The sequence below is a fragment of the Silvanigrella paludirubra genome (genome assembly GCF_009208775.1).
GTDB classification, from domain to species: Bacteria; Bdellovibrionota_B; Oligoflexia; order Silvanigrellales; family Silvanigrellaceae; genus Silvanigrella; species Silvanigrella paludirubra.
Genome location: NZ_WFLM01000003.1, coordinates 190,772 through 216,418, shown reverse-complemented (window position 1 = coordinate 216,418; position 25,647 = coordinate 190,772). Strand labels below are relative to the sequence as shown.

Here is a 25,647-nt window from a genome sequence, read left to right as displayed (position 1 = left end):
ATCTTAAAATGTCTTTTCAAATTGATAATGAAAATGAAAGTAATCGCAAAGCAAATTTTATTGCAGAAATCAACATGACTCCATTTGTTGATGTTTGCCTTGTGCTTTTAATCATTTTTATGGTAACAGCGCCTTTTGCAATTTCTGGGGTAAATGTTCAATTACCAAAAACATCTCAATCTAAATCTCTTTCTTTATCTAATGAGTCTTTAATATTATCCATTAATAAAAAAGGCGAATTTTATATTGGAAAAGAATTTATAAAAGATACTAGTCTTGTAACTGTAATTAAAAATTCAATTAAAGATCGAGAGCATCCATCTATTTTTATTAGAGCAGATGATGGTGTTCCCTATGGTAAAGTAATGGCCGCCATGACAGCTGCTCAGAAAGCTGGTATCGAAAGAATCGGCATGGTTGGCGAAAATAAACGTGACAAGAAATGAATAAATACGAAATACCGATTGAAATAAAATCTTATAGATATCCTGAAGTCGACGAAAAAAACATGTTAAAATTTAACAAGCCGACTTATACAGCAAAGAATAATATTTATTTTTCAAGTTCATTTGAAAACTCTATTCATGATGATAAAGTTCTAACTGGTCCAAGATATTTAAAAATTTCCGAATTACCATTAAATAAAAAAGTAAAACAACCTATAATAGATATAAAGCCCAATAGTTTTAAAATTCCTTTTTTATCACCAGCAGAAGTTAGTGAATATTATAATACAAAGCCATTTCATTTTTTAGTAGCTTTAATTGTTCATTTAAGCATAGCTTCATTTTTTGTTGTTACTTCTTATATTTCATCCATTAATCAAGATAAAGCAGAAATTGTTGAAGTAACATTTGGATTAAATGACACAGCTGCTCAAACAATACAGAAGACAACTACAGAAGAAATTGGGGAAAGCGAAGCGACAAAAACTATACGTGAATTACCTCAATTAACAAAAAATGTTACTCCTGATACAGCTCAAAAAGTTCAAGAAAAAACTCCCTTAATTGATAATCCAAACAGTACTCTTACTTATAAAGAGCAAGAAACAAAAGTAAAACCACCACCGATTGAGAAAAAAGAAAACAAAGAGAAAGTTGAAAATAAGCCAATTGGGCCAACACCAGATAAAGATAAACAAAAAATTAAAGTAGATGATTTTTTAAAACGTAAAGAGCTTGATACAAGAAAAGAAGCCTCAAAAAAAACAGATGGTATACGTGAAAAAAATCTTGCTAAACCAGAAGGTAACAAAGTAAATCCAAATAAAATTCCTACTTCACCTTTTGCATCTCCTAGTGATCTTCCTGATAGCCCTTTTGCAGAAGCTCCTTCTGGTGTCTTAGAAGGAAAAATAAGTAGCAAAAGTTATAATAGCTATAAGGCTTACATTGGTAGACAATTAAAGTTAAATTGGGGGACATCGGAAGGAAATAATTTTCCTTCAAATTTAAAAGCAAAAGTTGAATTTATAGTTAATCCATTTGGCCATTTAATTGGTAAACCGAAAATAATTAAATCAAGTGGTAATAGTGAGTTTGATTCACTTGTTATCAATTCTCTTGAAAGTACTTTTCCCGTTTCTGAACCACCACCAAAAGATATCAATCCTCCAAAAAGATTTGAAGCATCATATTCAGCTAAAAATGTACAATAATAAGGAATTTTTATGATATTTCCGAATAAATTTAAAAAATACTTTTTACTAGCAATACTAAGTTCAACAAATTTTTCTTTTTTTAGTTATGCACAAAGTAATTCCTCATTTTCTTCTTCTAGTGGTGCATCTAGTTCTTTTGATTCAAATGCAAAAACAAATATTAAACCTAAATCAATTGAAAAAAAACCATCCTCAGTTCCTGAAGATTTAATTCCAGAAGGAAAGCTAGATAACACAATAGATGTGGGAGCCCCAGGCGTAAAAAAAATCAGGATGGCCATTCCAAGTTTTGTCATTAATGACAAAAGTGTTACTTTAAGTAATCAAGATTTAAATTTATTAACAAAAAGAATGAGCTCAATCTTAGGTTTTACAAATTGGTTTGAGTTTATTCCTCAAGATTCTTTTCCTAAAGTGGCAAATATTGCACTTCAACCGTTTCAAGCTAATCAATGGAAACCTTTAAAAGCGGAATATGTTATTCTCGGAAAATTTACTTCGGGAAGTATATCTAATAAGTTTAATTTTGAAGTAAGATTGTTTGATGTTAAATCACAAAATCAAATTGTTGGAAAATTATATACTAATTTAAGTTTAAAAACAGCTGATATCGCATTAAGAAGATTTGGAGATGTAACTGTTGGAGCATTAACAGGTACAACAGGACCATTTATGTCTCAAATTGTCTTTGTTGGTAAAAAACAACTGAATGGCAATGGTCAAATATATATTGCAGACTTCGATGGTGGTAATATTAAACAAATAACTAATAATAATGCAGTTAATTTAAGCCCCACTTGGACAAAAGACGGAAATAAAATATCTTACACTTCTTTTAAATCGGGTAGACCAGAAATTTATAATTACGACTTAATCACAAAACAAGAGACAAAAATTGTAAATAATATGCCAAACAGCTCTGGTGCCTCTTGGTCTCCAGATGGAAATACCATAGCTTTTTCTTCAAGTACTAAAGAAGGTTCCACTCATATATTTTCTATGAATAAATTTGGTGGCAATAAAAAAACCTTAGTTGATACAAGCGCAATAGAGGTTGAACCTGCTTACTCACCAAATGGAAAACTACTTGCCTATACAAGTACAAAATTTGGTAAGCCAATGATTTTTATAAAAAACTTAGCAACAGAAGCCAGCACAAGAATTACATACGCAGGATGGTATAATGCTTCAGCAAATTGGACTCCAGATAGCAAGACTATTGCTTTTGCAAGTTACGATAGAGATATTGATCGCTGGGACTTATTTAAAATAAATGCGGATGGTTCCAACATTGAACGTTTAACTTTAAATCAAGGAGATAACGAAAAACCGACTTGGTCTTCAGATGGAAGATTTATTTTGTTTCAATCCGATAGAACTGCTAAAGGAACTAGAAATGGGCCAAAAAGATTATTTGTTATGACAAAAGATGGTTCCTATCAAAGACCCCTCGATATACCTCTAGCAGAAGTTAAACAAGCCACTTGGGGCCCACAAATTTCTGACTTTGAAGATGATTAGGCAACATATCATTTTATAATTTTTTTATTTTATTAATCTCTTCTTGATACTCTGCCATAATATTAAAAATAAATTGTTTTGCAGAAATAATTTTTTTAATTTTCCAAACAGATTGTCCGCACCAAAGTGACATGAAATCTGGATTTTCATTTTTACTTGCAAAAGCGCGAATATCTTTAGTCATAGAATTTTGAATGGGGAATTCAGCTTTTTTTGTTTTTTTAGATTGTAGATTTTCTATTAACAAATTAAATTTTCCTCTAGCCTTTTTACCAGAAACATACTCTGTTAAAATAGTTTCATGTGAATGACAGTTTAATAAAGATTCTTTGTAAGATTTAGGAATACCGCTTTCTTCCGTTAATAAAAATCCTGTTCCAATTTGTGAAGAAGTTGCACCAAGTGTTTCAACAGCTAACAAACTTTTTCCAGTAATAATTCCTCCTGAAGCAATCACGGGAATTTGAATTAAACCTTGAAATTCTTGTAATAATGAAATTAAGCCTATTTCATCTCTTAAATTATGATTTAAAAATGATGCTCTGTGTCCCCCAGCTTCAATTCCTTGCGCAACAACAGCATCTAATCCCAACTCTTCTATTATTTTAGCTTCAATAATATTTGTACTACTACCAATGGTATAAATATTATGTTTCTTTAATTTTTCAATTATTTTTTTATTTGGTAATCCAAAGGTAAAACTAACAATTTTGACATTATGTTTAATAATAATATCAATTTTATTCTCTATTTCTTCATCAATATGAATTTTTATTTTTTTAGTTTTAAAAATTCCTAATTCTTTTTCTATTGCACAAATATTTTCAGGTTTTATAAAATTATTCTGAATTAATGGATCTATAATAAAGAGATTTACACCAAAAATTTTATTGGTTTTTGATTTAGTCTCTATTATTTGTTTTTCAAGTATTTCTGTAGATAAATAACCTGCTGCTAAAAAGCCTAAAACACCCTCATTAGCAACTGCAGCAACAAGATTTGGGGAAGATGCTCCTCCAGCCCCATAGGAGCCTGGATGATAGGATATTTTAAATTAAAAATTTTATAAAAATCATTGCTGAATATTTTTGGAAGATTTATTGAAATCATTTTTTTTCTTAAATGCCTCCATTGCAAACGCTCTATGACTTAAACGATTTTTTTCTTCCATAGAAATACTAGCAAAAGAAAGATCTTTATTTGCTAAAGAAAAAAATTGTGAATCATACCCGTGACCAGCACCAGAAATCAAATTTTGCTCTTTTGAAGAGACTTCACCATTACAATATCCATAGTGAATATTTAGATGAATATCTAAAGGAAATTCCTTGTAAAACATAGAAAAGGGTAATGAAATTGAATGAAAACCACCTACCCTTTTAAGATCAACTTTTTTCAAAAGTTCATTTTCATTTTCTATTAAATTTTTGTTTACAAATGATGATGCCTCTGTAAAATCAAAATTATTTATAAATTCAAAATCATTTATTTGGTTAAAATTTATTTCAAATAAAAAACAAACAAAAAATGCGGATAATCTTTTTTCATTTGCATAATCAAAAGATTTTGAACTTTTTAAGATTTCATCGGCAAGTTTTAACTTATTTTTTTTATCATCTTTGGGATAACCAGCATAATTTGCAGAATGAACACCTGGCAAATAATTTAAACCAGGTACACACAAACCAGAATCATCTATAATAATTTTTTTTATTTCATTAAATTTTTGAATATTTTTATTATTATAAATGTATTTTAACGCAACAAATACTTTGATAAAAGCATTTGTTAAAAAATAGTCTGAATTTTCTATGGGCTCAACATTATGGTTACTAGATAATTCATTTAATTCTTTAAGACCAACTAGATTAATTTCATTCTTTAACATTTTTTGAAATTCAACTAATTTTCCACTATTACTTGTAAATATTAAAATTGTCATAAATATCTTTTATTTTAAGAGATAATATTTTTTTGGCCCGATTTTTCCCAATCTTCAATAAATTGAGCAAGACCTTTATCTGTTAAGGGATGATTATAAAGCTGTAATAATACTTTATAAGGAATGGTTGCAATATCGGCACCTGCAATAATGGCATCTGTTACATGTCGAGGATTACGAATACTTGCTGCAAGTATTTTTGTTTCAACTTTATGGGCAGAATATAATTCCTTAATTTCTGAAATAAGGCGTATTCCTTCTTCACCTATATCATCTAATCTTCCAATAAATGGCGATACATATGTTGCACCAGCTTTAGCGGCAAGCAATGCTTGTCCTACACTAAAGCATAAGGTAACATTTGTTTTAATTCCCTTACCCGTTAAAACTTTACAGGCTTTTAAACCTTCTTGAGTAAGCGGAAGTTTAATAACTATGCTATTGGCTATTTTTGCTAGTTCTTCTGCTTCTCTAAGCATTCCTTTTGAGTCGCTTGAAATCACTTCTGCAGAAATAGGGCCCGGTATAATATTTATAATCTCAAGTAAAACAGTTTTAAAATCTTGTCCGGATTTCGCAATTAATGTTGGATTTGTAGTTACACCATCACACACACCGAGTTCAGCAACCGATTTAATTTCATTAATATCAGCAGAGTCAATAAATATTTTCATAATCTTCTTCCAATTCTTCCCAAATTTTTAATATTCAGTAAAAATAACAGGATCACTATTAGCAGATGATGAAACTTTATATCTTGAGATGGTTGAATACAAATAATTTACACAAAAAACTTTCGGATTATCCGCTATTGGTAAAACATCGGTACAAGATTGAGCACCTGAACCTGCGCTAAAATTAAACACAGATGGTTGTGTTGGATCTATTGTTAAATTTTGATAGGTCGCATAGCCACCAGAAGATGATGTCATAGTTACAGGACTAGATATAAGCCAAGCAGTATCTCTTCCTAATGAACCGGATGTTACTGTATTTCGAGCCCAATACGGTCTACATGTATTTGATGATGCAAATTTTACAACACTTATGTTAGCTATTCCTGCGCCTGTATTATCAAAATTACTTACATTAGAAGTTCTAGAAAACATAAATGGAGTTAAAGGGCCCACAGTTGAAGTCCACGTTGTACTTGTATTTAATGAAGTCTTTGCCGCATTATAAAAATCTATTATTTGATAAGCAGAAATTTTATTAAAATCTGAATCACCAGAAGCAGTTCTTAATCCTTTAATCACATTAATATTTGATCTTAAATTATCAAAACCAGTTAAAGCAAGAACTTCTGTTCCATTTCCCGTTTTACCACCATTTGAATTATCATTGTTTCCATTTAATCCACTTTTAGCAACAAAAACCGAATTATCGCCTAAAACTTGATATTGATTTGCACTTGTTGTTCCTGTTGTTGCATAACAAGAAGTAGCACCAGAACCTACATTTGAAGTATTTGCCCAATACGAAGACCAAAAGCCATATTGATAAGAAAAGGAATTAAGATCAGAATTATTAGTATTATTTGGATATGTAATTAGAGTTCCATTTGTTGTAGAACGATATCCCATACCATTTTGATTCCATAATAAAGGAACAAAATAGGTTGAATTATTAACAGATTTTCCGGCCACAATATCTGCCATATCCACTGCAGCTAAAGAAATTGTTCTAAAATCAGGTAAAATTTTACAAGCAACTCCATTACATGTCGTGCTATTTGAAGTACCCGATAAATACGTCAAAGCATCAGGTAAAACAGGATATGAGTTCACTCCATTATTAAATCCACCAATTGACCCAGTAGGAAATGCTATAAATAAATCATTTCCTCCACCAACATAAGTTGGTGCACCATATCCAAAAGTATATTGAGCATTATTTGAAGTCACGGCGGAATTTATAGAAGTTGAATTTGGTGACAAAGAATTTGTATCGTTCAATCCGTAAGAAAGAATAAATAATAATTGAACAGAAGAAAAACTACTATCAATTTTTGCAACAAAAACTCTTGATGGAATATTTCCATTAGAACCATCGTCATTTGGAAATGTTAAAATTGAACCATAAAAGTAGTAACTATTATCGGCAGTCCTTTTAAAAAAACCAGTTCTTTTTACTGCCTGCTTGCCCCCAGAAGAAGGCAAAGAAAGATTTATTGGGAGTAAAGAAGGACTATTTTTATTTGAATAATTATAAAATTGAACTTGAGTGTTTGAATAACTTCCATCAAAAGATAATGCAACTAATTTACTATCAGAGCTCACAGCTATTTCTGTTCCATGAGCGGGGACAGACATAGCTGAAATAAAAGTATGGTTTCCTGATGAATCTACTGTATATCTTTGAATAGATCCATCTGAGTAGTCACCATTTGCAGACGTGTTTAATAATAAAAAATCTGTTGTTCCTAAGGCAATCATTGAACCAGGAAAAGACATATTATTGCCAATTGGTGGAGCCTTAGATCTTTTACCGCATGAAAATACTAAAGAAGAAATCATAATAATTATAGAAGAAAAAATAAAACTCTTGTTTAATTTTAATTTCATATTAATTATTCAACCTCTTCAACAGATTCTATTTGAGTAACAGGTGTGTCATCAAATTCACTTGGAGTGGAAACTGAAACAATTTTTTCATCTTCAAGAATTCTCATTAAACAAACACCTTGAGTAACTCGTCCCATAACTCTTAATGAAGAAACTGAAATTCTTAAGACTCTACCTGTATTTGTTGTAAACATAATATCGGAGTCTTCAGAAACGGAAATCATTGTAATTACTTTTCCGTTACGTTCACTTATTTTAATCGTTTTTACGCCTTTTGCACCACGACTTGTTTTTCTATATTCTTCTAATTTACTTCTTTTGCCGTAACCGTTTTCAGTAACAACTAATAAACTTTCTTCAGGGTGTACAACTTCTGCAGCAACTACATAGTCTTTTTCTTCATCGTCTATAGTAATTCCTTTAACGCCTTTAGCTGTTCTTCCCATTGAGCGAACATCATCTTCATCAAAACGAACTGCTTGGCCATTAGCTGTAGCAATAATAATTTCATTTTTTCCAGATGTGATTTTAACAGAAACTAAAGTGTCTCCATCTTCTAAAGTAACAGCTCTTAACCCGCCAGCACGAATATTTGAAAACGAAGATAATTCTGTCTTTTTAATTGTTCCTTGTTTAGTTACCATTAAAATATGTTGATTTTCAACAAACTCTTTAACGGGTAACATAGCCGTAATTTGTTCATTACTAGACATAGTTAAAATTTGATTTATAGATTTACCTCTTGCAGTAGCGGATGCTTCTGGCAATTCATAAACCTTAAAGCTATAAACTTTTCCAAGATTTGAGAACATAAGAACATAATCATGAGTATGCGCATGGAATGTAAACTTAACAACATCATTTTCTTTTAATGCTGCTCCTGTTTTTCCTTTTCCAGCTCTATTTTGCGTTCTAAATTCGTCTTGATTTACACGTTTAATATATCCAGAACTTGAAAAAGTTACAAAAACATCAGCAGGAGGAATTAAACTTGCTATATCGACATCTCCAGCATCTGCAACAATTTCAGTACGTCTTTTATCATTATGTAAATTTTTTAAATTAATAAACTCTTCTTTAACAATTGCACGAACTCTTTCTGGTTTATTTAATATATCTTGCAAGTCTGCAATGATTGCTAATGTTTCTTTATGCTCAGCAATTATTTTATCTCTTTCCAAGCCTGTTAATTGAACTAAACGCATATCAAGAATAGCGCCAACTTGTTTTTCAGATAATGAATAGGCTGAAATTAGTTTTTCTTTTGCGTCATCACGGCTATCTGCACCACGTATAATAGCAACAACTTTATCTATATTATCGACTGCTATTTTTAAGCCTTCTAAAATGTGCAAACGATCTTCTGCTTTGCGTAAGCGGAATGTAGTTCGACGCGTAATCACTTCTAGACGATGTTCTAAGAAATATTCCAATGTTTCTTTAATATTAAGTAAACGAGGAACGCCTCTAACAATACAAACCATGTTTACGCCAAAGGAGTCTTGTAAACGTGTTCTTTTATAAAGATGATTTAATATAACTTCTGCATTTTCACCTTTTTTAATTTCAATAACAACGCGAATACCTTCTTTGTTACTTTCGTCACGAATATCAGAAATACCCTGAACTTCTTCGTCTTTAACTAGTTCAGCAATTTTTTCGATCCAAGTTAATTTATTCACTTGATAAGGAAGTTCTGTTACTATGATTTGCTCTCTTCCACCTTTAGTGGATTCAACAGCAGCTCTACCTCTAACAACAATACTTCCTCTACCTGTACGGTACGCATCTTGAATCCCTTTTAAACCACATATCATGCCATATGTAGGAAAATCTGGGCCTTTGATAAAATGCATAATTTGATCAACAGTTGTTTTCCCTTTTTCTAGCATATGCAACAAAGCATCAATCACTTCGCCTAAATTGTGCGGAGGTATATTTGTTGCCATTCCAACAGCAATACCGCTTTGTCCATTAATTAATAATTGAGGCAATACAGTTGGCAAAACAAGAGGCTGTGTTTCACTATTATCGTAGTTAGGACCAAAGTCGACTGTATCTTCTTCAATATCAGCCATAAGTGCTTCGGAAATTTTTGCTAAACGAATTTCCGTATAACGCATTGCCGCAGCAGAGTCGCCGTCAATCGAACCGAAGTTTCCTTGACCATCTATTAAAGGATAACGCATAGAAAAGTCTTGAGTTAACCTAACTAGAGCTCCATAAACTGCACTATCTCCATGAGGGTGGTATTTACCTAACACATCACCAACAATACGCGCCGATTTTTTAAAAGGTTTATTATGAACGTTATTTTGTTCATACATAGCATATAAAACTCGTCTATGAACTGGCTTCATACCATCGCGTACATCGGGAAGAGCACGACTTACGATTACGCTCATGGCGTAATCGAGATAAGCATTTTTCATTTCATCGTTAATATTTGCTGAAAGAACACTCATTTTTTCTAGTGACATAATCTTTTTTCCAACTTTTTTTTTATACTTTAATTAAGCATCAAGATTTCTTACATTCAATGCATTTGATTCGATAAATTCTTTTCTTGGAGGAACATCATCTCCCATTAACATAGAAAAAATATTATCTGCTTCAATAGCATCCTCTATTGTTACCTGAAGAAATTGTCTTGTAGAAGGCTGCATTGTGGTTTCCCAAAGTTGCTCTGCATTCATTTCACCAAGACCTTTATAGCGTTGAATATAAGCGCCACTTCTTCCTTCAGAAAGTAAAAATTCTCTTAAATCAACCCATGAAGAAATTACTCTTGATTTTTTATCATGAGAAAACTTTAATGGTAAAGCAAAAGTCGATTCTAATTGAGAAGAAAGTCGTTTTAATTCTTCAAATTCAGACGAACTTATAAAATCAAAATCAAATTTAAAGTGATATGGTTTGCCAGATAATTGAAGATCTAATACTGCAAAATAACGATTATGCTCATTGTCAAAATCTATTTTTGTATGGATATGTCCATATTTTAGAACATGTAGCTTTATTTCTTCAACAAGTTTTTCAAAGCCAGATTTATTATAAAATATTTCTGGAGTTAAAGATGTATAATTAGCTAAAAAGCTAACAATTATTGAACTTCTTCTACGAGACAAAATGCTTGTAATTCTGTTTCTTCTTTCAACACATGACAACATATTTTTTACCACTGATAACTCAATTACTTTAGAGTTATTATCAAGGATAGAAGCATCTTGCATAGCTGTTTCAACAAGAAATTTTTCAAGAGCAGAATCATCTTTTAAATAATGTTCCACTTTTTGTTTTTTATATCTATATAGAGGAGGTTGAGCAATGTAGAGGTGTCCTCTTTTAATAACTTCCTGCATTTGTCTATAAAAGAAAGTTAAAAATAAAGTACGAATATGAGCTCCATCAACGTCCGCATCCGTCATAATGACTATTTTATGATAACGAAGTTTAGAAATATCAACATCATTATCGTGTCTTCCAATACCTGTACCTAAAGCTTGAACTAATAAACGGATTTCTTGATTAGATAACATTTTATCCGTTGTCGCTTTTTCTACATTTAATATTTTACCTTTTAAAGGTAACACAGCTTGTGTTTTTCTATCACGACCTTGTTTAGCAGAACCGCCCGCAGAGTCCCCTTCCACGATAAACAATTCACAGTTAGCAGGATCACGATCCTGACAATCTGCAATTTTTCCAGGAAGACCACCCAAATCCAATGCACTTTTTCTGCGAGTTAATTCTTTTGCTTTTCGAGCCGCAATACGTGCTCTGGCTGCATCAACAATTTTTGACACAATTTTCTTAGAGACATCAGGATTTTCATGAAAATAATCCGTTAATTTTTCATTTAACGAACTTTCTACAAGAGTTCTTATTCTAGAATTTGCTAATTTGTTTTTGGTTTGTCCTTCAAACTGTGGATCACGAAGTTTTACATGAACAACTCCAGTTAAACCTTCTCGAATATCTTCTGGTGATAAGCCTTCTTTTAAATTTTGAACCGCTTTATCATTTGAAGCTAATTGATTTACAACACGAGTTAATGCTCCTCTTAAACCAGTTAAGTGAGCACCACCTTCCATTGTATTTATATTATTTGCATAAGAATAAACACTTTCGGAATAACTATCATTCCATTGCAAAGCGATTTCAATAACAGTTTCTTCTCTATCAACAAGCATATAAATTGGTTTTGGATGAATAACAACTTTACTTCTATTTAAATATTCAACAAAACTAATTAATCCACCTTCATATTTAAACTCTTGAGTTTTATCTTTGACTTCATCAATAAGACGAATACAAATTCCTTTATTTAAAAAGGATAATTCCCGAAGACGAGCGCATAAATAATCAAAACTAAATTCAGTTGTTTCCTGGAATATGGTTGAATCCGGTTTAAATGTCGTAGTTGTGCCGTGAGATGTTGTATCTCCAATTCTTCTTACATCAAACTGAGGAATACCGCATTTATACTCTTGCTCATAAACACCACCATTTTTTTTGACTTCTACGCGGCAATAGCTGGATAAAGCGTTAACAACAGATGCACCAACACCATGTAAACCACCAGAAGTTTTATAAACTTCATTATCAAATTTACCGCCGGCATGTAATATTGTCATTACAACTTCAAGAGCGCTTTTTCCGGATGGATGTTTGTCTACAGGAATACCACGAGCATTATCAGATATTGTGACACTGCCATCAAGATGCAAAGTGATTTCTATTTGGGAACCGTGTCCAGCCAAATATTCATCAATTGAGTTATCTACAACCTCATAAATTAAATGGTGAAGACCAACTGTACCTGTATTACCAATATACATCCCAGGTCTTTTACGAACAGCTTCAAGACCTTCAAGGACTGTGATGTTCGAAGAACCATATCCATCATCTTTTTTTTCATAATTTCCAGGATCGCAAACAAACAAATTGAATTTATTAAACATAGCTCTTTTCTTTAATCAAAAATTAAAAACTCAAATACGGACTTAAAAACGAGCTGGCACTAGAAGATAAAAAACTTCTAAACCTCTTTGACTTTCGCCAGTGATTTTAACAGGTCTGTTCATATTTTCCCAAGCAAATTGAACACGTAATCCAGATAAAACCCCTAAAATACCCATAATCAAAGATCCGTTATAGTTCACTTCAAATGGAGATGCTATAGATGCACTCATTTCGATCACCTCTTCGCCTTCTTTTTGACCAGGGGTGGAACTTGCCATCGTTAAAAGTGAATTTTCAAAATGTAATTTCATCACTTTATTTTTGTCAGCAAAAAGAAGAGAACGCTTTACACTATCTTGAATTGATTTTAAATCTAGTTGAATTTCTGTATTTATTTTTTGAGGTATAGCTGCTTCATAAGGAGGATATTGTCCCGCAATACATTTTGCAAACATCGTATATTCATCAGCTTCAACAGAAAAAAAGAGCTCTTTTTCATGCCATTTTAAACTAAATTCTTTTTCAGGTTCTAAAGTAGCTACTCTTTTTAATTCTTCTAAAGCTTTTCTAGGAATTAAAACTTGACTTGAATCCAAATTTTCAATTTGAACGCCTTCATTCAATGATGATTTTGCTAATCTTAAAGCATCACTTGCTACTGCATGTAAAACAGAACTATTTTCGGAATTTTTTTCTGCCCAAATTAAGGCACCATTTGCATAAAATCTATTATCATCAACAGAAACAAAATCTTTAAAGCTTGAAACCCAGCGTTCAATTAAATTTCCTTTGATTTTTACTAAAGTTCCTGCTTGTGGAATATCAATTTTACTTTGTGATTGATCATGTACAAGTTGTATTTTAGCAGAACTTCTTCCACATCTTAATTGAATTCTAGAAGGGAGTTCGGCTTTTAAATAGACTTTAGTTGAAGGAAGTTGTTTAACATAGTCTGAAAACTGCTTTCCAGAAACCTTAATAACTCCTTGTCCTGTATAAGGCGTTTCTATTTCACATTTAATTGCAAGATTGTGACTTATAGAAGAAATAACAACTCTTTTACCACCGGAAAAAGAAAGTTGTACCCAACCAATATCAGGGTCAATTTGTGCTGCACTTACGGATAATAACGCACTAGCTAATTTGTCCCTGTCAAACTCAGCAGAAATTTCAGGACTTATACTTTGGACGTCGGATGAAAAAAAACATTTGCTCTTTTTAAACATATGTCCACCTTTGAAAAAATTCATCTATACAGTGTTTGCTTAACCTATTGTCAACAGCTGTTCAAGCATGAGTACTTGAGTAACTCTTCTTATACACTTTATAAGAAATTTAAAAACTTTTTATTAGAAGTAGTAGTAGGTGAAGCTATTTTATGTGGATAACACAAATGAGGATTTAAAATATATATTATAAATCAATAACTAGAGGCGTTTTTGAGTACTAAAAAACCTGTGGATAAGATGTGGATAAAGTGTGGATAAAGTGTGGATAAGCTAAAATTTTGGTGGATAACTTGCTGCATTAATTTTAAGCGTTTTAGTTATCCACAGGTTGTCCACACTTTATCCACATCTTATCCACATAGAAAATGAGATCTGTAAAGATTCCCAAAAGTGAGATAGAGTAACTAAATTTTTATGTGAGTATGTGGATAACTTTGATTTTTGATGTGGATAACTTTTTGTAAAAACCTTGAAAATCATTCTAAAATATGGAAAAAATGCGATTGAGGTGAGGTCCTATTTCCTATGTGGATAACATGTGGATAAGTCTATTAAGAACTCGAAATGAATCAAAAATTGGAGATACAAGTGGCAAAAATCTTAAATTTCTCTGAAGAATCAATGGATCTGTGTGCCCATGCTTTACAAGCAAGTAACTTAGTCGCATTTCCCACGGAAACAGTTTACGGCTTGGGAGCAAATGCGCTTGATGAGAAAGCATTAGAAAAAATTTTCTTTGCCAAAGGAAGGCCAAAGTCAGATCCTCTTATCGTTCATATAAGTGAAATATTCCAAGCTGAAAGCTTAACAGAAATGACTTCATTTCAAAGACATTGTTTTGACATTCTTGGTAAGAAATTTTGGCCAGGTCCTTTGACATTAATTGTGAAGGCCTCCAAAAATATCCCCAAACTTATCACTGCTGGTGGAGATTCTATCGCTATTCGTATTCCATCGGGAAAAATTGCTTTAAGTTTGCTAAAAAAAGTAAATTTTCCAATCGCTGCTCCTAGTGCAAATCGATTCGGTCATGTAAGTCCGACTAAAGCAAATCATGTTTATGATGATTTAGGAAGCTTCCCAGATTTATATATTATAAATCAAATAGAAGAATGCGATATAGGAATTGAATCAACAGTAGTTAAAATATCTGAAAATAACGAAATTTCTATTTTAAGACCAGGAGCTATTAGTTCACTTCAATTAAATAATGTATTAAATGAAAATAATGTAAATATAAAAGTAAATTTAGTTAAAAGAGAAGTGAAAATAATAAATGAAGATCAGGAATTATCAACTAACCTAGACTCTCCTGGACAATTATTAACACATTATTCACCAAATATTGAATCATTTATTATTAAAAATAATGAATTAAAATTAAATAAAAATATTCCATTATTTTCAAAAAACTTATTATCAAAATCCGTTTTAATTGATTTCAATTCTAAAAATTTAAAATTCAAAGAACTTTCACTGTGCTACTTAGACTTATCTGATTCAGGAGATTCTAAAGAAGCAAGTAAAAATTTATTTCATTTTTTAAGAAAAGCAGAGATAATTGAAAATGCTGAGTTTATTTTATTACCAGATTTAAATTATGAAAATAATGAGAATTTAAGTGCTATTTTTGACAGAATTTATAGAGCAGCATCTGGTAAATTTGTACTAATTAATTAGATTGCATTAGAGCTTCGATTTTTCTTTTTACTTGTATGAAATTGCCTCTGAACTCATCGTCTTTTTCTAAAAGCTCTTTTACTTTTGACATCGCATGTAAAACTGTTGTGTGGTCTTTTTTTCCAAACGCGTTTGCGATTGCTACTATTTGTAAACCAATCATTTCTTTTGCTAAAAACATTGCAATATGTCTTGCGATTACAAATTTTTGTTGACGACTTTGTCCCATTAAATCAGCCATTTTTATTTGAAAATGATTTGCTACTACTTTTTGAATTGCGGCAGTATCAATTGTAGATTCTACAGAGCCTGTAGGAAATCTTCTTTTTAAAATTGTTGTTACAGATTCAATAGTAGGGCTTCTCCCGGTCATGTGCTGATTCATAAGAAGATCTTTTAACAATCCTTGAATTTCTCTTACGTTTGTTTTTGCATGTGTAGCAATTAAAAAAGAAATTTCTTGATTTATTTTAAGACCAATTAAATTTGCTTTTGTTTCGATAATAGCAACTCTATCCTCAAATCCTGGTGGTTCGATATCAACAAGTAAACCTTGTAAAAATCTACTTTTTAAGCGTTCTTCAATATTTGGAATGTCTTTAGGAAACTTATCACTTGTAATAACAATTTGTTTTCTTTTTTGATAAAGCTCATTAAATGTATGAAAAAACTCTATTTGACAAGCATCTTTTTTTTCAAGAAATTGAATATCATCAACTAATAAAACATCACAAGCACTATATTTAGATCTAACTTCATCCATTTTTCCAACACGAATCCCTCTATGAATTACATCATTTACGAAGTCTTCACTTGTTATATAAAGAATTTTTGCATTTGGAATTTTTTGAATTATTTCATTACCTACTGAGTGAAGAAGGTGTGTTTTACCAAGTCCTGTTGCACCGTAAATAAACAATGGATTAGATAAATTACCAGGATTTTTTGCTACCGCTTCACATGCAGAATAAGCTACAAGGTTACTTTCACAGCGTATAAAAGTTCCAAAGTTTTGCGTAGCATCTAAAGTTCTTGGTTTTTCATTATTTATTGGAAGATTATTTTTTTCTTCAAATTTTTGAGTTATTTCTTCTTCTTTAATTGCATTTACAGGAGTAATTTCTTGAAAAGAAATTTTGGGTTTTAATTTTTTCTTTTTTTCTGGGAAATAGTTATTTTCATCTGGAAAAAGTGTAATTTGAGACTCTTTATTTGTTTTAAAGCTTTTTGTTTTGACGGCACTGTTTTCTTCAATAGGGTTGCCTTCTATTTTAAAATCGTATGCTTTTCCCCAACAATCTTTAGCTATTTTTTCTATTTCATCTATTTTTGGAGAGATAATGTGATCTCTATAAAAAGTGTCAGAGCAGTAGGATATAATGGTATTTCCATCTATCTTTACAGGTGTGATTAGTTTGGTTATTTTTGTTGCAGTTTGTTTTGAAAGACCCAACTCAATAAATCGAGTACGGAGTTTTTCAGAAAAAATTTGGTTCGATTCTTTATCTAACATGAAATAACCTCGTTTTGGGTTTTGTCGCCAGCGAGGCATTTAGCCTTTGCGTTGCGTTTTGATTCTTACGAGCCAAATTCTTGAGGTCAAGTGTTTTGCCTAAAAAATGGTATTTTTTTTATGAATAATGAATTAAGAACTGTTGCAATCTTGTTTGGTCAGATTAGTTCAACTATTTTGATCATTCTAATGATTTGGGTTTTAGGAGATACGGAAAATGGAAAAAAAATTGTAAGTTATTTATTTTTTGAACCATTTACTGTAAAAATACTTATTTCCATATTTATTTTTGTACTTTCGTTTATAACTGTGTATAAAAATTTGAAATTATTAATCAAAAATGAGTTCAAGGACAATCGTGATGAGTAGTTTATCTATGCAAATAATGTTTGTAATATCGGCTATTCTAATTATGGCCGGAGTTTTTATCAATGCTAAATTCATTTTAAATAAAAACCAAAATACATCTTTCTTGAGTAGGCTACTAGTCATAACTATGAAGTATCTTGGCTTTGCTATTTTAGCTTATCTGGTTTACGAGTGTCCTTCTGAGAAATTGATTTTGAATTTGTCTCTTTTTGTTGCAACATATTTTGTCAGCTTAATGCTCTACCTACTTGCAAGAAGAGTCTCAATAATGTAATTGGCTTGTGTTTGCTTTGATATTTTACGAAGGGATCCTACATTAAAATTATGAAACGTAAAATTATTCATATCTTAACCTTGTTATCTATAGTTGTTGCGCCAGCAGCCTATGCAGATTCCTCAGGAGTGCATGTTGTGAATTGGTATCATGAAATTTTAGAAAACTTTTTTGTATTTTTTAATCCTGACATAACTCAGGCAGCTGCAAGTATAAAAGCTGAGCAGTGGTCCCCTGTTTTTGCTTCTGCCTGTGCAGTACTTTTACTAGCGGCTATTGCAATATTTTCTGGTTTTTCAAAAATGAAGCCAGAGCAAATGAGTGATGAGGAAATCCTCCCACCTAAAAAGTTTGGAATTGTGGCTTTTATTGAGCTTTGTTGGTCCGTTGTTTCCTCAACTCTTGAATCCACAATTGGTGAGAAAAATTGGATGAGATTTGTTGGAGTATTAGGCGGAACTTTTTTTGTACTAATTGTAACAAACTTATCAGGCGTATTACCTGGTTTTTCTCCTGCGACATCAAATATGTCTTTTACATTTGCAGCAGCCATGGCAATCTTCGTATATTTTAATTATTACGGCTTAAAAGAATCTGGTTTTGATTATATTAAACACTTAGCAGGACCTGTTTTATGGATGGCTCCGTTAATGTTCTTAATCGAATTTATTAGTTTATTATCAAGACCAATCTCGCTTTCTTTACGTATTTTCGGAAATGTATCAGGCGATCACTTTGTGTTTGCAATTTTTTCTGGACTTATGAAAGATTTATATATTCCATTTGTTCCAATTCCAGCAATTTTTCTTGGATTTGGTACATTTGTTGCCTGTCTTCAAGCGTTTATATTTATGACTTTAAGCGCCGTATACATCAAACTTGCACTTGAATCTAAAGAACAACATTAAAATTGTTTTTTAGTTTATGTTTATTTAGGATTTATTGAATATATCAATTCCTATCCATTCAGGATAAAGATTTAATTCATAAATTTCCTTACCTCTTATTTAGAGGTGATTCTATAAGAATCATTACATGAGAACTGGTATTCTGCATGTAAAAAAGAAACGAATGGCAGTGATTAAAAGTTTTTTATTTTTAGGAGTTTTTCATGAAAAAGAAATTTGCTATGGTTTCTGCTGCTGCGGCGGCTTTATCTGTTAACGTTTTAGCTTTTGCTAATGATGCTGCAACTACTGTCGCTACAGACGGAATGTCTATTGGAACAGGACTAAAACTAGTAGGCGCTGGATTAGCAATCGGCCTAGCTGTTGTTGGTGCTGGACAAGGTCAAGGACAAGCTGCAAAAGGCGCTCTTGAAAGTATTGGACGCAACCCACAAGCTTACAATAAAATCTTTACTCCTTTCCTATTAGCAATGGCTCTTATTGAATTTCAAGCGATTCTTGGTTTAATTATTGCATTTATTATTATCGGTAAGTAATATAAGTTTTATTCATAAAAAAATAGTTTAAAGTAAATTACTTTAAACTATTTTTTTATATTCATTCCTTGACTTAGAAGTTCATCTTAGATAACTAAGTGGAAACAAAAGTGGAGGGTTAGCTCAGTTGGTAGAGCAAGAGACTCTTAATCTCTTGGTCCAGGGTTCGAGTCCCTGACCCTTCACCATTTATCCGCTTTATTACAAACAAGTCAAATGACAAAATTTTCAAAATATGTTGGGCGCTTTGCGCCGTCTCCTACTGGCGATCTTCATTTTGGTTCATTGGTAACAGCTGTCGCTAGTTATCTAAGAGCTCGCTCTCAAAATGGAAAATGGCTCTTAAGAATTGAAGATATTGATCAAAAAAGAAACCAAAAAGGTTCTACTTATTCTATTTTAAAAACTTTAGAATTACATGGTTTAGAATGGGATGATGAAGTTATTTATCAATCTAAAAGAACTGAAATATATCGTTTTTATTTAAATCAATTAGTAGAAAAAAAATTAATTTATAAATGTTCTTGTTCAAGAAAAAATTTAATAAATTATTATAAAAATCTACAAACTATGGAATATGTTTATCCAGGTATTTGTAGGAATAAAGAGATTGAAAACAATGTGTTTTCATGCAGAATAAAGGCTTTAAATACATTTAATATTAATTTTACTGATAATATTCAGGGTTCAATTGAACAAAATCTTGAAAAAGAAGTAGGCGATTTCATATTGTGGCGAAATGAAAATATAGCTTCTTACCAATTAGCGGTTGTAGTGGATGACGAACTTCAAGGTATAACAGAAATAGTTAGAGGTTGTGATCTACTCTTTCAAACCTCACGTCAAATTTATTTGCAAAAATGCTTAAATTTTACTACACCAAATTACGCACATATTCCTATTTTATTAAATAAAGAAAATCAAAAATTATCCAAACAAACAAAAGCAGAGCCATTAAAAAATATAAATTCTAAAGAAAATATATGTAAAATTTTAAATTATATTGGTTATGATAAATCAGTTATAAATAATTTATATATTAATAGTAAAAACTCAAATGACTTAATAAATAACTCTGTATCTTATTTTAATTTAAAAAAAATAAATAAAGTTATTAGTGTTCAATTTGAATAAATATATTGATAAAATATTTTTTAAATAATTTAAAAAAAACCTAATATTTCATATCAAATTAACCGAAATGTAATCATGTTATATTATAATGATATTCTGGTATATTGTCATATTTTGAATTGAATTGTTTTAGATTATTATTATCATTAATGAATTTAATATTATGGTGTTAAATGAAAAGAAAAAATTTGCAAAAATTTCTATCCGTTTTTTGTTCCTTGTTAATTCTTTCTTCTCCTTTTCAAACATATGCTTTTGCTAAAGGAATTTCTAAAGTAACATCAATAATTTACAACTCAAAAAACGAAAAGTATAGTAATAATAACAGCTTATTGGTTAATAATTCAGCTCAATCGGCAAATGCAGCAATTACCTCAACGAATCAATCGTCAAATATTGTTAGTGATGCCTATAATTATAAAGATTTAACTAAAAATGTAGATCCTAGAACCGGTGCTTTTTCTATTTCATATAAAATTGCTGATGTAGTTGGGAATGGTTTTGAAGATCCCATTATTCCTCTGTCCGTAAACTATTCATCATTATCACAATCAGATCGCTTTGGATTAGGAAAAGGATGGGCTTGGAATCTAACGTTTTATGATACTAAAACAGGAATGCTGAGTTTATCGAGTGGAGGTAGTTATAAGCTTGATATTGGTCAAGGTAAGTTAAAATATTATAAATTAAATGATTTAAAAATTGAAATTGGAAGTATCTATTTAACTCTAAAATATAAAGATGGTAGAGAAGAAAAAATAGAAAAAGCATTTGGAAATTTAGTTTCTGTAACTAACAAAGAAGGCTATCAAGCATTTTTTAATTATATTAATGGAAATAAATTACAAAGTATAAGCTATAAAGATTTAAATAGTGATTCAGATATTAAAAAAATTGAATTAATTTACTCTAGTAACACATTTATAACAATTAAATTAAATAATGGAACTAACAATTTACCTACTACAACTTTAACAAAATCTAATAATAGTAATTTATTAACATCAATTAAAAATCCACTATTGCAAGAAGTAAATTTTTCTTATGGAGCTTCATCTGAAAAAGATTTTTCTACAGATTCTCTTGTAACAAAAATTTCTTTTCCTACTGGAACTTCAGTAAATGTAACTTATTTAACTGGAGGTTTAAATTCTCCTTTAGATGGAATTTCTTTTCCTGCTGTATCAAAAATTGAAACTAACTCTTTTACTTTGAAAAGTAATTCTAATAAACTTGGAATGAATTCTGAATCTATTTCATATATTTTTAATCAAGATTCATCAAACTATTTAGGAAAAGGTTTTACTGGATATAAAGAAGGTGAAGATACTTTATTTTATACACCAAATACATATACTTATTCTTCTATAGAAAGTAAAGACTCCCCAACTGGGTCAAATATTAAAACAGAAAGAATATATAATCATTTTCATCAATTAATGAGTGAAAAAATAAAAGAAAATGATAATTTGATTCAAACAAAAGAATATAATTATCCTGAATGGAAGAGTAAAAGTTTTGCTTCACTTGACCCAAATTATAATTATCCAATTGAAGTAAAAACTACATACTATAAAGATGGTTTAAATAGAACAGAAGTAGTTAAAAATTCGTATGATAATTCTGGAAATATACTTAAAACAATAGAAGCTAATGGAATTATAAAAGAATACCAATATTTATCAGCTGAAAATACATTTAATGGCTTGGTGCATTTAGTAGAAAAAGAGATTAAAACATCTCCTATTGATAAAGTTAGTTTAATAACAGAATATAAATATGAAAACACTCAAAATTTAACAGGAAAAACATTTCAAAGAGTTTTAGCAAAAATTTATAGATATAATACAAATATATGTGGAATAAGTGATGTAAACTGTGGAAAAGTATACAAAACCGAATTGAATACTTATAACAAGGATACAAATAAATTTAATATTTATTCTCTCCCTTCTATTGTTAAAATTAAATCAGCTTCTGGTGGTAAATGTAAGGTCTCTATTAATAAAAATACATATTCATTAAATTCAAACTTTAATATTACAAATAAAGAATATATTGACTATAAGGGAAATATTCTAGCTAAAGAAACATCAAAAATAAATTCCTTTACTAAAAAAGAAGAAAATAAAGTTGAAACAGATGGAAAAAATATTTCTTATCAATATGATAATTTAGGAAGAGTTTTAAAAGAAACAATAACATCTGTGAATGGTGAGAGTTCTATATCTACAAACTATTTATATTATTTAAATGATTCAAAATATGGTTTGGGATTTGGAACTTCTGCTGTATTAGTAATGAATCCTAACGGATATACTACATATAAAGTTAACGATTCTTTAGGAAGAGAGATTCAAACTTTTTTACAATCTAAATATGATAGTTCATTCAATTTAGTATCTTCATTAAGTTATAATAGTACCGGTCAAAAAGATTCTCAGAGTTTATACGATATTGATAAAGATGGTTATAAATATCAAATATCAACAAAATATAAATATGACGTTTTAGCAAGAGAAAACATGGTTGTTTCACCAAATGGAGAAACGAAAGTAACGAAATATGACGATGCTAAAAATAGTTCTGAAACTTACATGATATCAAATACAGGGAACTCATCTTCAATAAGTGTTTCATATTTTGATTTAAATAAAAAACCTATTCGGCTTGAACTTTTAACTAAAGATAGAACGTTATTTAGTAAGAGCTCAAGTTTATTTGATGGATTTGGTAACTTAATAGAATCTACAGATGTAAACGGAAATGTTGTTAAGTTTAAATACAGCCCTTTGTCTCAAAAAGTTCAAGATATTTTTTCTGATGGAAGAAAAATTTCTTACGATTATGATCCATTATTAAATGATAAAATAATTAAAAAATCAGTTATAACATCTGATGGTTCTTCATACACTTTAGGTTCAAGAGAATATGATTCAATAGGTCAATTAGTATCAGAGTCCGATCCATTTGGAAAATCTATAAAATATATTTATGATTTATACGGAAATGTTGTAAGTAAAACATTAAGATCAGGTAAGGAAATAAAATATTTATATAATGGATTTAATAAATTAATTAAAAAACAAGTCTTGGGTGAAGAATCTAATTATACAACGAATTATGAGTATGATTCGTTTTCTATGTATTTAGTTAATATGATTGATTCAACTGGTAAAACTAAATATACTACTTTTAAAGATGGTAAATTAAAATCTGTTACTTATCCTGATGGAAAATCGATTAGCTATGAATATAATTTTCAAGACTATCCAGTTACTTTAACTGATATTAATCAATTAAAATCAAGCTATATCTTTAATAAATCAACCGGTCGTTTAGAAAAAATTCAATACAATTCTAAAGATGGTATTTTCCAGGAAGAAAATTATTATTACGATGATTTTGGTAGAATATTATATAAAGTACTTCCAAATAATACAAAAGTTTCTTATTCATACAATTCAATGGGAGCATTAAACTCTTTATCTTATACAGATGTAAATAATTCTAATATTCTATCCTATACATATTCCTATAATATAGATATGAATATTGCATCAAGAAATAGATATAGTAATAATTCTTCTAGTGTTGATTCTCAAGAAAATTATTCTTATGATTCACTTAATAATCTCCAAAAATATGTTTGTACTGGAGTACTTTGTCCTAGGGATACAAACGGAAATATTATAAAATCAGAAGAATATTCTTTTGATTCATTAAATAATATTAAAACTGCAAAAGTTAAATATTCTGATTCTACAACAGATAGTATAACGACATATAATTATAATAAAACAGATGGAGTTAGATTAGAGGGATATTCTTCAACTGGATTAAAAAATACATCATCTACTTTAGAATATGATGAAGATGGAAATATAATTAAAGATGGTAATGATAATAAATTAGTTTATACACCATTTCAAAGATTATCAAAATTTATTAGTAAAGATAAAACAATAGAATATAGTTACAATGGTTCAGGTGAAATTATATCACAAAATGATAGCGAAAATGGATTAGTTAAATTTTATTACAATGGAAATAAAATTATAAACGAAAATTCAAATGGAAAAATTGTAAGTTATTTACAAATTAATGGTTACATTATTGGTAAAGTAAATCCAGGTAGCGTTTTCCAATTTTATTTAACAGATCAGGCTAGAAGTGTCATTCGAGTTATGGAAGGTGCAAAATTATTAACTAAGAATTTTGTATACACACCATACGGTGAGCAATTTGATGTTTCAAATTCTGCAGCAAATTCTCCTAAATTAAGTGATATTGGTTTTAATGGAGAAAGAACTGATGGCAAAACAGGTTATCAATTTCTTGGTAAAGGTTACAGAGCGTATAATCCTGCTTTAGGTAGATTTATGCAATATGATACTCAATCTCCATTTGGAAAAGGTGGGATTAACGGATATATATTTGCTGAAAATAACCCTATAATGAAATTCGACCCCACAGGTGAAAATGCTGCAAATATTATGCTAGGTGTTGGACTTGGTTTGTCTATATTAGGAATATTCCTTTCCATATTTACTTTAGGTACAACATTAGCCCCTGCTATTGCAGGTACAGCAGCATTATCTGCTGCAGATATAGCTGTAACTGTTGCTGCTTCTGCTGGTATTGCTTCAAGTGTTATTGGGATAACTGGACAAGTTTATGGAAAGTTATCAAGTGATGCAAATGCAGCAGGAAATAAAGCGGATGCAACTAAATATGGTGATATTTCATACGCATTAGGATGGACATCATTTGCTTTAGGAATGGCTGCAAGTGCTGTTGGTATTGGCCTTGAGGTTTCTTCTTTAGCTGGCGTCGCGTCGGCAGCAAAAAATACTTCTGATAATATAATTAAATTAGGAAGCTCTAACGCGAATAAAATAACGAATAATAATTATTTAGCAGATATGTATAATATTTCTACTTCTGATGGGATAAGAGTTAGTTCTCAATTTAAATACACAAAAATGATTATGGGTTATACAAGTGATGCTGCTTGGATTGCTGGAAAAGGTTTTGGAGAAGCATCAAGAAATGCAGGAAAAGCCGGTGATAATGAAAAATCTGATTTATATGGAAAAATAGCAACTGACATTTTCTGGTTATCCTTAACTACGGGCGGTGTTTCTGCAAGTATGTCAGTATTTAAATCCCCTCTTACTTATAGAGAAACAGTAGATAAATTAAATGTTGATGGTATGTAAAAAAACGGACTAAAGTTCTTAAAATATAATTTAGAACTTTAGTACCTTATTATTTGCTTATTAGAATTTTTATTTTTAAAAACAGAAAAATATAATAATTACTCCCATAACCCATTAAAAAATATTG

At 30.3% G+C, this 25,647-nt stretch carries 16 protein-coding genes and 1 tRNA gene; 9 read left to right on the top strand and 8 right to left on the bottom strand.

Annotated features, from left to right (window positions below; translation table 11 throughout):
• Nucleotides 1-8: 8 nt before the first annotated feature.
• The 3 genes from GCL60_RS08505 to GCL60_RS08495 are packed head-to-tail and all read left to right on the top strand — an operon-like array spanning nt 9 to nt 3,184.
• Nucleotides 9-446, top strand: coding sequence for an ExbD/TolR family protein (locus GCL60_RS08505; protein WP_153420205.1), 438 nt, complete (start codon nt 9-11; stop codon nt 444-446).
• The gene (locus GCL60_RS08500) at nt 443-1,660 is read left to right on the top strand and encodes a TonB C-terminal domain-containing protein (RefSeq protein ID WP_153420203.1); all 1,218 of its coding nucleotides are present in this window, start codon (nt 443-445) and stop codon (nt 1,658-1,660) included. The genes GCL60_RS08505 and GCL60_RS08500 overlap by 4 nt, the downstream gene beginning before the upstream one ends.
• Before the next feature lie 12 nt (nt 1,661-1,672).
• The gene (locus GCL60_RS08495) at nt 1,673-3,184 is read left to right on the top strand and encodes a DPP IV N-terminal domain-containing protein (RefSeq protein WP_153420201.1); all 1,512 of its coding nucleotides are present in this window, start codon (nt 1,673-1,675) and stop codon (nt 3,182-3,184) included.
• A gap of 13 nt (nt 3,185-3,197) precedes the next feature.
• On the opposite strand, the gene GCL60_RS08490 is transcribed toward GCL60_RS08495, so the two are convergent.
• The 7 genes from GCL60_RS08490 to GCL60_RS08460 are packed head-to-tail and all read right to left on the bottom strand — an operon-like array spanning nt 3,198 to nt 13,881.
• A complete protein-coding gene (locus GCL60_RS08490) occupies nt 3,198-4,232 on the bottom strand; it encodes an NAD(P)H-dependent flavin oxidoreductase (RefSeq protein WP_153420199.1) in 1,035 nt (344 codons plus the stop codon).
• A gap of 24 nt (nt 4,233-4,256) precedes the next feature.
• Nucleotides 4,257-5,126 carry a non-canonical purine NTP pyrophosphatase gene (locus tag GCL60_RS08485; RefSeq protein ID WP_153420198.1) on the bottom strand — a complete coding sequence of 290 codons (870 nt, stop codon included), beginning with the start codon at nt 5,124-5,126 and terminating at the stop codon, nt 4,257-4,259.
• A gap of 14 nt (nt 5,127-5,140) precedes the next feature.
• On the bottom strand, nt 5,141-5,800 hold the full coding sequence (gene fsa, locus GCL60_RS08480; RefSeq protein WP_153420196.1) for a fructose-6-phosphate aldolase: 660 nt from the start codon (nt 5,798-5,800) through the stop codon (nt 5,141-5,143).
• Nucleotides 5,801-5,827: 27 nt separating this feature from the next.
• Entirely contained in the window at nt 5,828-7,690 is a 1,863-nt protein-coding gene (locus tag GCL60_RS08475) for a hypothetical protein (protein ID WP_153420194.1), read from the bottom strand.
• Nucleotides 7,691-7,695: 5 nt separating this feature from the next.
• A complete protein-coding gene (gene gyrA, locus GCL60_RS08470) occupies nt 7,696-10,170 on the bottom strand; it encodes a DNA gyrase subunit A (RefSeq protein WP_153420192.1) in 2,475 nt (824 codons plus the stop codon).
• 33 nt (nt 10,171-10,203) lie between these two features.
• Nucleotides 10,204-12,654 carry a DNA topoisomerase (ATP-hydrolyzing) subunit B gene (gene gyrB / locus GCL60_RS08465; RefSeq protein ID WP_153420189.1) on the bottom strand — a complete coding sequence of 817 codons (2,451 nt, stop codon included), beginning with the start codon at nt 12,652-12,654 and terminating at the stop codon, nt 10,204-10,206.
• 42 nt (nt 12,655-12,696) lie between these two features.
• Nucleotides 12,697-13,881 (bottom strand): DNA polymerase III subunit beta, encoded by a 1,185-nt coding sequence (locus GCL60_RS08460; RefSeq protein ID WP_161998143.1) that lies wholly within the window; start codon nt 13,879-13,881, stop codon nt 12,697-12,699.
• 591 nt (nt 13,882-14,472) lie between these two features.
• On the opposite strand from GCL60_RS08460, the gene GCL60_RS08455 reads away from it, so the two are divergent.
• On the top strand, nt 14,473-15,564 hold the full coding sequence (locus GCL60_RS08455; protein WP_161998142.1) for an L-threonylcarbamoyladenylate synthase: 1,092 nt from the start codon (nt 14,473-14,475) through the stop codon (nt 15,562-15,564).
• Here GCL60_RS08455 and dnaA read toward each other — a convergent pair.
• Nucleotides 15,557-17,077: a chromosomal replication initiator protein DnaA gene (gene dnaA, locus GCL60_RS08450; protein WP_161998141.1), complete on the bottom strand. Its 1,521-nt coding sequence runs from the start codon at nt 17,075-17,077 to the stop codon at nt 15,557-15,559. The two genes, GCL60_RS08455 and dnaA, sit on opposite strands and share 8 nt — an antisense overlap.
• 693 nt (nt 17,078-17,770) lie before the next feature.
• Between dnaA and atpB the strand changes: the two genes are divergently transcribed.
• The 5 genes from atpB to GCL60_RS08425 all read left to right on the top strand — a co-directional run bounded on the left by atpB (nt 17,771) and on the right by GCL60_RS08425 (nt 25,520).
• Nucleotides 17,771-18,628 (top strand): F0F1 ATP synthase subunit A, encoded by an 858-nt coding sequence (gene atpB / locus GCL60_RS08445; RefSeq protein ID WP_153420183.1) that lies wholly within the window; start codon nt 17,771-17,773, stop codon nt 18,626-18,628.
• Nucleotides 18,629-18,849: 221 nt separating this feature from the next.
• Nucleotides 18,850-19,164: an ATP synthase F0 subunit C gene (locus tag GCL60_RS08440; protein WP_202614014.1), complete on the top strand. Its 315-nt coding sequence runs from the start codon at nt 18,850-18,852 to the stop codon at nt 19,162-19,164.
• 112 nt (nt 19,165-19,276) lie between these two features.
• A tRNA-Lys gene (locus GCL60_RS08435) sits at nt 19,277-19,352 on the top strand.
• Nucleotides 19,353-19,380: 28 nt separating this feature from the next.
• Nucleotides 19,381-20,298 carry a tRNA glutamyl-Q(34) synthetase GluQRS gene (gluQRS, locus tag GCL60_RS08430; protein WP_153420181.1) on the top strand — a complete coding sequence of 306 codons (918 nt, stop codon included), beginning with the start codon at nt 19,381-19,383 and terminating at the stop codon, nt 20,296-20,298.
• Nucleotides 20,299-20,471: 173 nt separating this feature from the next.
• Nucleotides 20,472-25,520 carry an RHS repeat-associated core domain-containing protein gene (locus GCL60_RS08425; protein WP_153420178.1) on the top strand — a complete coding sequence of 1,683 codons (5,049 nt, stop codon included), beginning with the start codon at nt 20,472-20,474 and terminating at the stop codon, nt 25,518-25,520.
• Nucleotides 25,521-25,647: the final 127 nt, after the last annotated feature.